Origin of the sequence: Laspinema olomoucense D3b (assembly GCF_025370785.1) — a bacterium.
Classification (GTDB): domain Bacteria; phylum Cyanobacteriota; class Cyanobacteriia; order Cyanobacteriales; family Laspinemataceae; genus Laspinema; species Laspinema olomoucense.
In genome coordinates, this window is sequence record NZ_JAMXFA010000046.1 from 21,036 (window position 1) to 34,327 (window position 13,292).

Genomic DNA, 13,292 nt, shown 5'->3' on the forward strand with positions numbered 1-13,292 from the left:
AATGGGTTTTAACCCTAAAGAAATGGAGGGTTTAGCCCATTGAATGCGCGGTTTTATTTTCAGGAGAGGGAATTTATGTTTATTCGGGATAAACCGGGGTGTTTTCAGGTTTCTCAGAGATTAAAGTTCTTCTCCAAATTCTGAGCGTAAGGCTTCTAATTCAGCGGAGATCGGGTCAAATCCTGGGGGTTTAGTGGGGGGAGTTGGGCTGGATTTGGGTGGGGGAGATGCAGGGGGTGGAGCATTCCCCGGTTGTCCTTGACTGAAATGTGTTTTAATCGCTTGTAAATCCAAAGAAACCGGGTCAAATTTTCCCGGTTGAATGGGGATGGAGGGGGGAGTTTGGGCAGCAGCAGAAGCGGGTTTGAGGGGAGGGGAGGAGACTGGATTGGGTTGCAGTGCCTGTAAAACCTCTGCCGCTGATTGATAGCGATCGCGCACTACTTCTTGCAACAATTTATCTAAAATTTGCGCTAAAATTGGAGAGGTACTTTTCCCTTGCTTTGCCAGTTGTTCTTTCCACAGCCAGCGGGCATTCATCCCATCATATAAATCATCGGGCATTTTTGCCGTTAATAACTGAATACAAGTCACGCCCAAACTGTATAAATCACTGGCGGGATATGCCTGACCCCCGCGAATTTGTTCCACCGGAGCATACCCATGAGTACCGGCGCGTGTTCCCATTTGAGCGAGGGCAGTCCCCGTCCCTTCTTTAGCCACGCCAAAATCGACTAAAACTAGCTTATTATCCTTGCGCCGCCGTAAAATATTATCGGGTTTAATATCTCGATGAATCACATTATTTTTATGAATAAATTGCAGAATTGGCAATAAATCCAGTAACAGGGATCTAATTTGAGTTTCGCTGAAAGCTCCCTGTTGTTTCAGTTCATTTAACAGGTCTGATCCCTCAATTAATTCCTGGACTAAATACCAGCGTTTATCCTGTTCAAAATAAGCATAAAGGGAGGGGATTTGAGGATGTTCCCCGAGGTGAAGCAGTTGCACTGCTTCCCGTTGAAACAGTTCTGTCGCTTTTGCTAAGGCAGTAGTGCCTTGAATTTGGGGAAAAAACTGTTTAATCACACAGGGTGCATTGAGGCGGTCTTCATCAACGGCGAAAAAGGTGCGACCCATCCCCCCTTGGCCCAGGGGTTGTACTGCCCGATAGCGCTCTCGCAACAGCAATTTAGTACCACAAGTTAGACAAAATTTGGTAGAGGGGGGATTGGAGGGGGTGGGACAGTTTGAATTGAGACAATAGGTCATAATCTTACCGGAATTGACAGAATGGTTATTCTTCTTCGGTGATGAGTGGCGATCGCACCGACACAAGTCAACCGCAGTCCAAACTAGGCTAATCGGCCCAGTTTAAGACAAGACTTGCCAAATTTTAATCGTTTCGTCCCAACTGCCACTAATCACCAGTTTACCATCAGGAGCAAAAATCACCGCATTCACCGCCCCAGTATGTCCATTGAGGGTGGTAACAGGGTTCGTGAAGAACTGGCCTTTTTCCTGGCGAATTTGCCACAGATTTAACGTTTGGTCCGTACTGCCACTGACGATATGTTTGCCATCGGGAGAAAAGGCGACGGAATTCACCATCTCCCGATGACCGGATAAGGTGGTAATCAGCTTTCCGGTGGCAAAATTCCAGAGTTTAAGGGTTTTATCTTTACTGCCACTGATCAGAAGTGTCCCATCGGGACTGATGGCTAAACAGTTTACCGATTGGAGATGTCCCCCCAGGGTATAGAGAACTTTATGCTGTTTTAAATCCCAAATTTGGATGGCGTTATCGAGACCGCCACTGGCTAAATGTTGACCATTGGGTGCGATCGCAATTGCTTTAATCATCCCCGAACGACCGGCCAAAGTACACAAAGGTGAGACGGAAACGCTGTCTTTTGGTCCCGTTCCTAGCTGCCAAAGTCGCACGGTTCTATCTTCAGAACCGGAGGCTAAAATCGTGCCCGTGGAGTTAAAAGCTAGGGAATTTACATCCCGTAAATGTTCCGTGAGGGTGGCAATTTCCTGGCCCGTATTCAGATACCAAAGCTTGATGGTATCATCATCGCTGCAACTGGCTAAAAGAGTCCCATCTGGCGAGATCGCCAGGGCATTAATGGATTTGGTATGACCGGAGAACCCGCGTAGAGTTTCCCCGGTAAAAAAATTCCAAATCAGGATGCGATCGTCGAGACTGCCACTGGCGAGAATGTGACTGTTAGGCGCGATCGCCAGACAGGTTACCCAAGAGGTATGGCCCGTGAGGGTCCGCACACACCGAGGTCTACTGTGGGTTGAGGCGCGATTGCTAATCGGGGGTTTGGAAAAAAGGGCCACCGGACTCACCCTCTGTGCAGGGGGAAGTAAATTCCGGGTGGAGGGGGTTTTCATAAACTGGGGGGTTTGAATCCGGGTGGCGGCGTTGGGGAGTTCCGGGCGATCGCCCTGGGGTAAAAGTGCGGCCAAATCGGTCAATACCGCCAGGGCAGACTGATAGCGATCGCCCAAGTTATCTTTAATCATTTTATCCAAGATATCCCCCAGGCGCGGGGCGATCGTCCGCCCTCGATTTGCCAAATACTCCCGCCAAATACATCCCTTAATTGGATCAAACAGTCCATCGGGTTTTGCACCCGTAAGCAAGTGAATGCAGGTCACCCCTAACCCATATAAATCACTGGCGGGATACGCTTTCCCGCTGCGAAGTTGTTCGATCGGTGCATAACAAGTGGTCCCGACCCTTGTCCCGGTTTTAGCAAATGAAGCGTCCGTCAGTTGTTTGGCCACCCCAAAATCAATCAAAATCAGTTGACCATCGCGCTTCCGTCTCAACAGATTCCCCGGGGTTATATCTCGGTGAATCACATTTTTGGAATGGACAAATTGTAGAACCGGCAAGACTTTGGCCAGGAGTTCGCAAATTTTCTCTTCCCGAAATGGACCTCCCTCTTTGAGTTCATGCCACAGGGTTTTCCCATCAATATACTCTTGCACCAAATACAGGCGTTTGTCCTGTTCAAAAGAGGCCAGCAGGGTGGGAATTTGAGGGTGTTCTCCCAGTTCGTAAAGTCGCACCGCTTCTTGGTTAAATAGGGCAACGGCCTTCTCGAACAATCCTTGTCTAGATTCACTACTGCCTTGTAGGGTCGGCAGCAGTTGTTTAATGGCACAGGGCGTATTGAGGCGGTCTTCATCGATCGCAAAAAAGGTTCGGCCAAATCCCCCTCGGGCGATCGGTTTAATCGCTCGATAGCGGTCTTTAAGCAGTAACTTTGAGCCGCAACTTTCACAAATTGAAGTCTTCGGCAGATTTTGGGGATTTTGACACCGGGGATTTAGGCAGTAGCTCATATAGGGGCAGGCGATGAACCGATCTAGTTTTATTTTGCCTTGTCAGCGTCCAAGTATTTCGACCATCCTGAGCAAAACCCCTCTACCTCTGTGGTCGTTTTATCTTTATTTCCCGCGATCGCGGGGAGTTTTTTGGCCCTCCTCTGAGTCCCCTAACGGCTAACCTGTCGGGGCTTTCTTGGGGTAACTACCCCTCGGGATCAACAGATTTTTAGCCCAAATTTTACACTTCTTGAATATTTATTAATTTTTATGGATTAACCACCTAAGTCCCTATTGTTGTATGCTATGATTGAGTTTGAATCAAATCTTAAATTTTGTTAAAGGCTTGCCCTCTTCTCCTCCAACAATTTTCCCTCTTCCCCTTTGCTTGAAGCAGTCCGAGGACTTGGTTTCCCCTCAGAGCCTCCTCTGGCAATGCCGCCTGGTTTTTCGGGGAATTATTTGAGAAGAATTTATCAATAATCCTCCCCCGAACTTGTAGATTAGTCCGCAACGTGGGAAGGATGATTACTATTAATAAAATTTCCCACAACTTGACGCAGTTGGGCGGCATCAAAGGGCTTAGTTAAATATTCCGTTGCTCCCGCTAACCGGCCTTGAACCTTATCAAATAGACCATCGCGAGCCGTTAGCATGACGATGGGCAGTTCTTGAAATTGAGGAATATTCCTCACAGTTCGACACAGCTCTAAGCCATCAATTCCCGGCATAGAAACATCGAGCAACAAAATTGCCACCTGCTCATGGTAAATCATCGACAAAGCATCCACGGCATTATCTGCCACGAGGACACGATAATCCTGAGCCAATGCTCGCTTGACTAAATCTTGCATGACGACACTATCATCGACGGCTAGAATTGTGGCTACGGGACTATTATTTTCAGACATTTTTCTCTCCAGTCCTTAAAAACACTTCAGACGGACAGGTTAGAATCGCAACAACTTGACCGGCTTTTCGGCCAAATCTTTCTTGACTCAATCGGACGATACTCTATCCCCTGAACGATGGGCAGATCTCTATTTAAACTTTACCCTATTTCTCCCCTGAAATAACGAATAGGGTCCAGAAACAAAATTCGGGGTTTTGGTAGATGAGGCTACAGTGGGTTTACCTTGATTAAACGCCCAGAACAACCGCCCTTCCCACCGGGAGGGCGATCGCCCTCTACTCCGTCGATCAAACCTCGGTATTTTCCGCCTAGGTTCATCGTTCGTAAAGCTTTGATAAAGTTGGCTCAAGTTGACCGCCGGATGAATCAGAGAGGGTCAGGAACTGACCGAGGACGGACTCAGATTTTTGACCCTTTTTTAACCTCAGTTATGCCATCCGTCCCCTTTCTTTTTGTCGAATTGACTCGGGGAATGTAACCCTTGGGGTTGCTATCAGGTGTTCCCTCTCTCCAAAGGCGTGTTCCGGAATTTTCACCTTGTAAACTTTACAGTTATTGGAGGCAGAAAGCCCTCCTCTGGGTCTTGACTCTGTGGGGAAAGGGGGTTAGGTCCAATTCCCCAACGGAGTCAGGAAAAACTGTTCTGAACCCGTCACAGGGCCCCGGTGATCCACAGTCCAATCTGGATGAGAGACTGGGTACTCTGGGGATACCAACCTTTAACCCCCAAGATTAGCGGTTTCCGGTTGGGGTTTTTTGGCCTTTGGGGGTTTGCGCTGACCCATTCCCAAGGCGGGTAACAGTTTGTCTTTTAAAAAGATACTAACGGTCACAAATAAGGCAATGATTAATGCCCCAATCCCTATGGGACTTGGGACCCAGAATCGGGTCTCCAGATGATTCAGTTGTCCCGGTTGCAGGATCCAGACCAGTTGCCGCCCATTGTTGCGAATCTCTGGCATCAGTGCATTGTCGGAGACGAGGGCTGTTGCACCCCAGGGCGTATTTAAGGTAAATTCCAGATCTAAAAGCACCCCCGGACTGACAATCACGGTGCCATTAGAGGAAATCACCCCGAGCGATCGCAAATCTAACTCATAATTTAGGTGATTATAAATCGCCAGTAAAAAGTTTCTTTGTCTGAGCGCCATCTGGGAAGAAATATCCGGAATTTGCGCCTCTGGGGAACTCGCTAACTGCCCTGGACTCCCCTCATCGGGATTAAAAAATTGGTTGAACTTGTCTACTAATTCTGCCCCATTATTAAACGGAATGTTCACCGTAATTTCTCGGTCTGAACTGCGCTTAACCTGCCCGTGCAATTGGCGAGTGCGGCGATCGATACTCTCTAACCAGGCTTCAGCGGTAGAACTACTAAAGGCTTTAAGTCGTTCTCCCAGTTGGATATGTTGGACAATTTCTCCGTGAGTTTGACTCTCGAAGTTAATCCCCACATCATATTCCACACAGCCGGTGAGCAACAGGGGGACCAGTAAGAGGACGAGTCCGACTCGCGATCGCCTCATGCTACCCCAAATCCACTCCCCGACAATCCTCCCAAAAACTGCTAATTTCACAAATTTCTCTCCCTCCGGTCAAATCATTAAATCATCTTTTACAAACCCGAAATTTAACCTTGTCTGGCAGAAACTCCCAGTTTTCCAAACAGCATACTTGGCAAGAATGCACCACCGCCTACCCAAACCCGTTCCTGACTAAAATCTACTAAATTGTCAAAGGCTTCAAAAATACTCCCGGCAACCATTGTATTTTTGACTCGCCCGACAATCTCGCCATTTTCGATTTTATAACCTAAATCTAAGTTAACCGAAAATTCCCCGGCCAGTTGATTGGATTGACCGGCCCCTAGCACTTGCTCGACGATCAATCCTTCCTTCACTCCCGCAATTAAATCCGCCGTGGAGGTACTCCCCGGATTCACGCAGAGATTGACCAAATCCGGTCCTGGACGCGAAAGTCCACCGCGAAACCCGTTCCCGGTCGATTGTAACCCGGCACGGGCGGCCCAGCGTCTGTCCCAGTAAAACCCGTTCACCACGCCGTTCTCAATCAGGGTGTTTGGACTGGTGGGAGTACCCTCATCGTCAAACTCACAAGCTGAGGGACCCAGGGTGGGGTCTTCAAACAGGGTCAGGCGCTCATCAAATACTTTTTCGCCGACTTTATCCATGAGGGGGGATGCCTTTTGGACCACCGCTTGACCGGATAAGATGGTATCGAATAGACTGCCCAAGGTACTCGCTGCCGCTCTGGGGGTAAAGAAGACGGGGAAAGAACCACTGGTGATGGTGGCGGGACGTTCGGCGAGTTGGTATTTTCTGAGGAGGTCTTTGAGGAGGAGATCGAAGTCAGGAAGGCGATCGCGGGCGACATCATAGCTATAAACTTGCAGAAAGTCTTCCCCTTTGACCAAGTTACCACTGATACTGGAGCTCACCATCTGGCTCGATCGCGTGGCATACAGATCTTGGGTGGTCATAATTTTGACCGTCCCACTGCGAATATGAAAGCTGACATCCACCAGAATATCGGGGTTGTAAGCATGAACTTGCTCAATTTGATTTCGACCCACTTCCAGCAATGCCTGGGTAGTTGGGGGTTGAAATTCCGAGGTTGGGGAGGACAGATGGAGGTTACTGGCAAACTCAAATTCCGCACTGTCCCCTATTTCCGAGGTTTGGACGGCAGCATCGACTAAATCATCGAGGCGGGTGAGGTCCGTGGAACTGGCAAAGCCAATTTTGCCCTGGGAAATCACACGGAGGGCAACCCCTTGCAGGGCTTTGGTTTGCAGGGATTTCAGGCGGTTGTTTTCAAATTCAATCGGGGTATCTTGACTGGAGACATAGTAAACCTCGGCAGAGTCTACCCGAGATTTTGCCAAGTCGAGAATTTTCTCAAGAGTCGAATCACTCACAATTTCTGTCGTTGTTACTGGTTTTCTTCTCGATCTTAGGCCGGATCGGCCTGCGATCGCTACCCGTCTGGATCGGAATCTGGGAAGAACATCGGTAATGAGCAATAATACTAGATTTTTTTCCTGAAATTCCGGGAAATTACTCCGGTTTGGGCGGTTTGCTTTGACTGCGACGGGATTTGTCCGGCTGTTTCTGTCGTTTGAGGCGCTGAATCTCCCCGAGCACCTGTTGCCATTGTGCGTTTAACTCCCGAGAAGCATCATCGCTGTGAAAATCTAAATAAGTAACAGTTTTGCGAATTAAATACTCAAATTCTGGCAAGTTCATAGGTGCTATCTTTTAAATAATTTTTGTGAGAATCTTCAAGGAAATCCCCGAATCCCCCCTGATATATATTAAACTAAATTTTCCCACAGGGAACTTCCCTCAATTCTTAATCGGGGAAATCCTAGGCGTAAAACTTTGCCAGCTTTCGGAGCCCTTCTGTGGAAACAACGCGACCCTCACTAAGGAATTAGTGAGGGTCGGTTTGACCCTTCTCTCCCTCCCCTAAGTCAGGAGCAATTTCCTACAGCATCAATCATCCTGAGTGAAATAGCGATCGAGAAAAGCCAGGGCATGATTTCGTAACTCGTAATACCGCTTATCATCCCGCAACGCTGCGCGATCGCGCGGATGAGCAAACGGGACTTTCAAAATTTCCCCGATTTGGGCTTGGGGACCATTGGTCATCATCACAATTCGGTCCGACATAAACAGCGCCTCATCTACATCGTGAGTAATCATCATCACCGCCTGGGGATGGTGTTCCCAAATGTCAAGTACCTGCCGTTGTAATTTCCCTCGGGTCAGGGCATCCAACGCCCCAAACGGTTCATCCATTAACAACATCTTAGGTCGAATCGCCAAAGCCCGAGCAATTCCCACCCGCTGCTTCATTCCTCCGGAAATTTCATCGGGGTATTTCTCCGCTGCTGCAATGAGATTCACCATTGCTAAATGTTCATTGACAATTTCGCGCTTCTCGACTTTTGACAAACGAGGCATCACTTCATCTACCGCTAGGCGCACATTCTCCCGCACTGTCAGCCACGGCAACAGGGAATACTGCTGGAAAACCATCATTCTTTCTGCTCCGGGCTTAGAAATAGGTTTTCCTTCCAAGGTAACTTGGCCTGAGCTGGCTTGCTCTAGCCCTGCTACAATCTTGAGTAAGGTAGATTTGCCACAGCCGGAGTGACCAATAATCGAAATATACTCATCGGACTGTACTGTTAAATCGATGCCGTCTAAAATAACCGACTGACTGCCATTCGTGGTGGGGTAAGCTTTGACTAAATCACGAATGACTAAAAAATCCTCAGTTGGACGAGTTTCAGTATTATCACTATTAAAGGAATAGTTACTGGGTTTAACCACGATTCACCTCGGTAAATGTATTTGAATAAAACAGAAGGTTAGGATAAACAGAAACAGCCCTAGGGCTGCCGCCGATCGCCATGCCATAAACATCGAATTTGATAGGAATGCTAACGGCTGAATATCTAATATCCAAACAGGTATCTAAGATAGAAAAAATTTCACTGGAGCTTTAGCCCTAATCTCAAAACTGTTGAGATAGCCCACGGGGTTGCTAGGGTCAAATGCCTTGCGATCGATAAATAACTCCCCGGGTTCTAATTTGTAATCCTCCGCAGGACAGGGAATCCCCATCTCGGTGGCAATCTCACGATAAAGGTCCGTGCGCCATGCGCGACGAGCCAATGCCTCCGCATCTGCGGGAAACTCTTTAACCTGTCCCCATCTGGCCGCCTGGGTCATTAGCCAGAGGCCCTGAGACTGCCACAAAAAGGTAGAATGATCTCCCGGAGGGTGAGGGTAATCATCGGGCAGTACATCAAAGATGGTGGTGTCAATATTAGAAACTATCCGCTCTTGACCATCAAAACCTCCATAGTTGTAGTTGCCCACAATACCGGGACGAGTGAATTTCGCAGGTGCGCCGGTAAAGGCGCGGGCTGAAATAATCTCCGCCACTTCTTCCCGATTGCGGGGATCGCCGCAATACTGACAAGCCTCAATCATGGCCTTTACTAAAGAGCGATAAGTGCGGGGATTTTCATCAATGAAAGACTCCATTACAGCCAAAATTCGGTCAGGATGGCCGCGCCACAGTTCTTTGCCCTGAGCAAAGGTAAAACCGACGCCTTCATTGCCCGTAATCGCTCGGGTATTCCAAGGTTCAGCTACCATATAACCCTGCATCGCCCCGATTCGCACATTGGAGACCATTTGAGGGGGTGGAATGATCATGATCCGAAAGGTAGTTATCGGGTCGATACCTACTGCTGCTGCCAGATAGCGGGCGAAGTATTCATAAATAGCAGAACTCAGTACCACTGCCCAGATTCGCTCCTGTGAGGGCAATCCTTCAAAGTAAGTGCGAAAGTCCCGCGCAAACTGATCGAGGTCTCCGTTGTAGTCTCGCAGGGGTCGCAGTCCGCTATCCCACATACGGCGATTCATGGTCATGGCATTGCCGTGGCGGTGAATGGTCATGGCACCACACATGGGCGCATGGCGTGCGCCCTCTGCTCCTAGACGAGCATTGGTAACGGAACCGGATACGACGGGGGCAGCATCCAAGCGGCCAAAGATGAGACCGTCTCGGGATGTGCCCCAACTGGCTTCTCGGTTGAGGGTGACGTTGAGTCCGTACTTGTAAAAAAAGCCTTTTTGGGCGGCTACGGCAAAAGGGGCACAATCGTTGACTGGCACATAGCCTACGCGAATATTGGGCTGTTCTAAAGTGCTGGGGTTAATTACTTGGTCAATTTCAAAGGTTTGAGATGCAGCATTTGTGCGGGAGTTGCTGGACTTTCCAGAGAAGGCTTGACCGCAGGCTCCAAGGGCTAATCCCGCAGAAAACCTGGCTACTCCCTTAAGCAGCGATCGCCGACTGATATTACTCATAGGTTTTAAGAAGATTTAAAGTTCAGTAAGCTGCGTTAACAAATCTGGGTATAAACAAACTCTCCATTAGGGAGGTACCCCCAGACGGAATGTAGGATAGTCAATTCAGTGAGGTAGAGACCAGGCTGAAGGTTGTTTCACCAGACTGAGCTTTCACTCTCTAGGTATAGGGCGATCGCCCCCATATCAAGAAGCAAATATACGGCAATCCAGCCCTATTAAACCTGGGTAGCGGGTCGATGGGTGGCCCATTGCTGAAGTCGTGCCAGCAGGTAGTCCAGAATCAGACCCGTCACACCAATGACGAGGACGGCGAGAAATACCGAACTCAAGTTCAGACGGTTCCATTCATCCCAGACGAAAAAGCCAATGCCTATGCCGCCCGTGAGCATTTCAACTGCCACAATGACGAGCCAAGCAATCCCTAAACTGATTCGCAATCCGGTGAAAATATAAGGGAGACTCGCGGGCCACAGAATCTTCGTCATCCGCCGCCAGGGGGACATCTCCAGAACCTCGGCGACCTGAATATAGTCCTTCGGTACACTGGCAACTCCCAGGGCGGTGTTAATCAGGGTGGGCCATAGGGAGGTAATGAAAATAACAAAGATAGCGGAAGGCTCGGCAAGGTTGAAGATTGCTAGGGCGATGGGTAACCAAGCTACGGGAGAGACCGGTTTAAAAATCTGTACGAGGGGGTTAATTGCCTTCATGGCCCGGGGAGAGAGCCCAATCCAAAACCCCACGGGAATGGCAACCAAAGTACCCAAGCCGAAACCCAACAGGACCCGGCGTAAGCTGGCTAACAGTAGCCAGCCAATGCCTAAATCTCCGGGTCCCCGGCGATAAAAGGGATGGAGAATGTAGTCCATATTCGCCACCAATGCCTCCCACGGATTCGGCATCAAGGTGGTAAAAAAGGTGGCGATCGCCCACCACAGGGCAATAATCGCCGCAAAACCAATCCCTGGGAGCAGCACTGTGTCTAATTGGAGCAGGCGACGACGCGGTGCGGATGAAAAACGGCTGCCCTTACGGGTAGCTATACGTGTACTCATCTAATTTAAACCTCAGAGTCTAGGACCAAATGGAGTCATGTCAGAATAAGCTGAACAATTTTTACCCGGAAGCATTATGCAGCTACCATTTCGGATAAAATTTGTACAACTGATTTTTACATGATGCCTATAAGGGAGTAAGTCGTAGCGATAGTGGGCCTAGGACACTAAAGCAGTCAGGTTATAGATATCCTGTACTTCAGTCTCCTCTCAATGCCTACGAAGTTAGCTGCCGGGCTAGAGCTGAGAGATGCTCTTCTTTCTCATTCACGATGGATTCAACGAAAGATTCGCCCCGATATATGGTTCCCCCGCTTTAGGACGATCGCAGACAAGCTACGGATCCTAAATTAGGCTGACTTACTCTTGTCACCCATTCTTACGAAAAATTTTCAGAATTGTCAAGGGGGGGTAGAATTTAATTTCCTGGCTGCTAGGGGCCGGACCTAACCCCATCGGAACTCATCCATTTCGCCGCTGACTAGGGTGGTTCCGTTGGGGCCTTGTCAGCGATTTCCGTGGTTATCCCCGGTTCACCGTCCCGCCTTGCAGTGGTTATCGCTCTTATTTCGCAGTAACATCGCTTGGTTATCCCAATTTTTATCTTTCCTACACCCTCGGATCACAGAACGACAGCAAGTCGTTACTACAAACTAGGAAACGGGCGGATTTATCTAAGCTAGGATTTAGGGGATTTGAGGAGTTTTGCCTGTAAAATTGTTACGCCTAACGGCAAGAATTTGGAAACGAGTTGTCCTAAGAAAAACTTTATTTTTAAAGGTTTGGGTAATTCTGCCCAGGAAATTTTTACAAATCCCAAGTGTTCATAAAACTCCACCAACCACCCCATACATTCCACGTAAACCGGGGCGATCGCCTCGGAGACTAGATGCTCAACCAGATAGGACCCTAAACCGCGATCGCGCCAAGGCTTTTTTACCACTAAACTCCCCAACTCTTGACAGCCGGAAAATTGGCGTAACTGTCCACAAGCGATGACTTGTTCCTGAAGTTCAATTACGGAAAAATTCTCCCATCGCAACTGTGTAGGATCGAGTTTTGCCTGGAATACTAATTTACGAATCGCCCCCAAATCTTCTGGAGTTGCGGGGCGCAAAATACAGCCCAAAGGCAGAGATTTTGGTGCAGCCATGACTTAACTCAGTCCCCATGATTAACCCGAATCCAGGGTCATTAAAAATTAATGATTCATCCCTTTTTATTGGAATAAACTGGGTTTTAAATTCTCTTAAAACCCCAAGTAATTAAACATTTATTCTTCGGCCCTCCCCTGGGATAAGGGTGACTATCCGGGGAGCTGAACGGGGGGTGAGCGGGTTTTTTACGGGATGAAACCTTTCCTGTTTAATAACCACCCCCCTCGTCATCATCACCGTTTTATATTGCGCTTCAACCGTTCCAATTCTTCATCAGCTTCCCAGCGGCGAAATTCCTGATCTAAAGGGTCGGCACCACTATTAAAACTGCGGTTATAACTTTTATTCCATCCCGTATCCCAACTTGTGGGAGTTTTCGTTTGAACACGGGCTGCCTCTGCCTCAACGGATTTGGCTTTGACTTCGCGACGGCGAACTTGAATCTGGCGATACAAATCCTTCGCCTTTTCAATCCGCTCTTTAACCCCTTGCATTTGCCCCCAGAATTGGTTGCCTTCCCGGAGTAAAGAGGCTTCTCGTTCTTGGGCAGCACGGACTAAATCTTCGCGATTAGCAGCTTTGGCTTTACTGACGCGATCGTGCCAGAGTTGAATTTCCTGAGCTGTGGAGAGAATGCTCTCCTGCAATTGCTTTTCTTTCCGTTGTAGCTCCAGAATTAACTTGAGGGTATCCTCCTCTTGCTCCCGCAGTTGCTCTTCTAGCACCTGCAATTCAAGATGAGGATTGTTTCGCATAAACTCCTCTAATCTGGTTTCTAAGAACCGGCTCATGTCTTCAAATAGACCCATTGCAGGCACTCCCTCGCTCAGGTTTCACTTCTTCTATCTATGGTAGGACAATTTTTCGTGAGGTAACTCCAAAAAATAAAATATCCAAACAACCC

The 13,292-nt window shown here is 48.5% G+C and carries 11 protein-coding genes and 1 riboswitch; all 11 genes read right to left on the reverse strand.

What is annotated here, in order from left to right; all coding sequences use genetic code 11:
• Positions 1-120: 120 nt before the first annotated feature.
• Complete coding sequence (locus NG792_RS24560) at positions 121-1,272, reverse strand: serine/threonine-protein kinase (RefSeq protein WP_261237126.1); 1,152 nt, start codon at positions 1,270-1,272, stop codon at positions 121-123.
• 102 nt (positions 1,273-1,374) lie between these two features.
• Entirely contained in the window at positions 1,375-3,366 is a 1,992-nt protein-coding gene (locus NG792_RS24565) for a serine/threonine-protein kinase (RefSeq protein WP_261237127.1), read from the reverse strand.
• A gap of 485 nt (positions 3,367-3,851) precedes the next feature.
• Positions 3,852-4,259 carry a response regulator gene (locus NG792_RS24570; protein ID WP_261198713.1) on the reverse strand — a complete coding sequence of 136 codons (408 nt, stop codon included), beginning with the start codon at positions 4,257-4,259 and terminating at the stop codon, positions 3,852-3,854.
• Between the two features lie 721 nt (positions 4,260-4,980).
• Entirely contained in the window at positions 4,981-5,838 is an 858-nt protein-coding gene (locus NG792_RS24575; protein ID WP_261237128.1) for a DUF3153 domain-containing protein, read from the reverse strand.
• 53 nt (positions 5,839-5,891) lie between these two features.
• Complete coding sequence (locus NG792_RS24580; RefSeq protein ID WP_261198711.1) at positions 5,892-7,199, reverse strand: TldD/PmbA family protein; 1,308 nt, start codon at positions 7,197-7,199, stop codon at positions 5,892-5,894.
• 139 nt (positions 7,200-7,338) lie between these two features.
• Positions 7,339-7,527 carry a hypothetical protein gene (locus tag NG792_RS24585; RefSeq protein WP_261198710.1) on the reverse strand — a complete coding sequence of 63 codons (189 nt, stop codon included), beginning with the start codon at positions 7,525-7,527 and terminating at the stop codon, positions 7,339-7,341.
• Positions 7,528-7,776: 249 nt separating this feature from the next.
• On the reverse strand, positions 7,777-8,619 hold the full coding sequence (locus tag NG792_RS24590) for an ABC transporter ATP-binding protein (RefSeq protein WP_261198709.1): 843 nt from the start codon (positions 8,617-8,619) through the stop codon (positions 7,777-7,779).
• Positions 8,620-8,763: 144 nt separating this feature from the next.
• On the reverse strand, positions 8,764-10,173 hold the full coding sequence (locus NG792_RS24595; RefSeq protein ID WP_261237129.1) for a CmpA/NrtA family ABC transporter substrate-binding protein: 1,410 nt from the start codon (positions 10,171-10,173) through the stop codon (positions 8,764-8,766).
• A 218-nt stretch (positions 10,174-10,391) separates the two neighbouring features.
• Positions 10,392-11,231 carry a nitrate ABC transporter permease gene (gene ntrB / locus NG792_RS24600; protein WP_261198707.1) on the reverse strand — a complete coding sequence of 280 codons (840 nt, stop codon included), beginning with the start codon at positions 11,229-11,231 and terminating at the stop codon, positions 10,392-10,394.
• A gap of 199 nt (positions 11,232-11,430) precedes the next feature.
• Positions 11,431-11,598, reverse strand: a riboswitch (cyclic di-AMP (ydaO/yuaA leader).
• A 312-nt stretch (positions 11,599-11,910) separates the two neighbouring features.
• On the reverse strand, positions 11,911-12,384 hold the full coding sequence (locus NG792_RS24605) for a GNAT family N-acetyltransferase (RefSeq protein WP_261198706.1): 474 nt from the start codon (positions 12,382-12,384) through the stop codon (positions 11,911-11,913).
• Between the two features lie 237 nt (positions 12,385-12,621).
• Positions 12,622-13,197 carry a TIGR04376 family protein gene (locus NG792_RS24610; protein WP_261237130.1) on the reverse strand — a complete coding sequence of 192 codons (576 nt, stop codon included), beginning with the start codon at positions 13,195-13,197 and terminating at the stop codon, positions 12,622-12,624.
• Positions 13,198-13,292 lie beyond the last annotated feature (95 nt).

Excerpts from the sequence above, each read along its gene's own strand:
- NG792_RS24585 (WP_261198710.1), bottom strand. The coding sequence starts at position 7,527 with ATGAACTTGCCAGAATTTGAGTATTTAATTCGCAAAACTGTTACTTAT.
- NG792_RS24605 (WP_261198706.1), bottom strand. The coding sequence starts at position 12,384 with ATGGCTGCACCAAAATCTCTGCCTTTGGGCTGTATTTTGCGCCCCGCA.
- NG792_RS24610 (WP_261237130.1), bottom strand. The coding sequence starts at position 13,197 with ATGGGTCTATTTGAAGACATGAGCCGGTTCTTAGAAACCAGATTAGAG.
- NG792_RS24560 (WP_261237126.1), bottom strand. The coding sequence starts at position 1,272 with ATGACCTATTGTCTCAATTCAAACTGTCCCACCCCCTCCAATCCCCCC.
- ntrB (WP_261198707.1), bottom strand. The coding sequence starts at position 11,231 with ATGAGTACACGTATAGCTACCCGTAAGGGCAGCCGTTTTTCATCCGCA.
- NG792_RS24570 (WP_261198713.1), bottom strand. The coding sequence starts at position 4,259 with ATGTCTGAAAATAATAGTCCCGTAGCCACAATTCTAGCCGTCGATGAT.
- NG792_RS24595 (WP_261237129.1), bottom strand. The coding sequence starts at position 10,173 with ATGAGTAATATCAGTCGGCGATCGCTGCTTAAGGGAGTAGCCAGGTTT.
- NG792_RS24565 (WP_261237127.1), bottom strand. The coding sequence starts at position 3,366 with ATGAGCTACTGCCTAAATCCCCGGTGTCAAAATCCCCAAAATCTGCCG.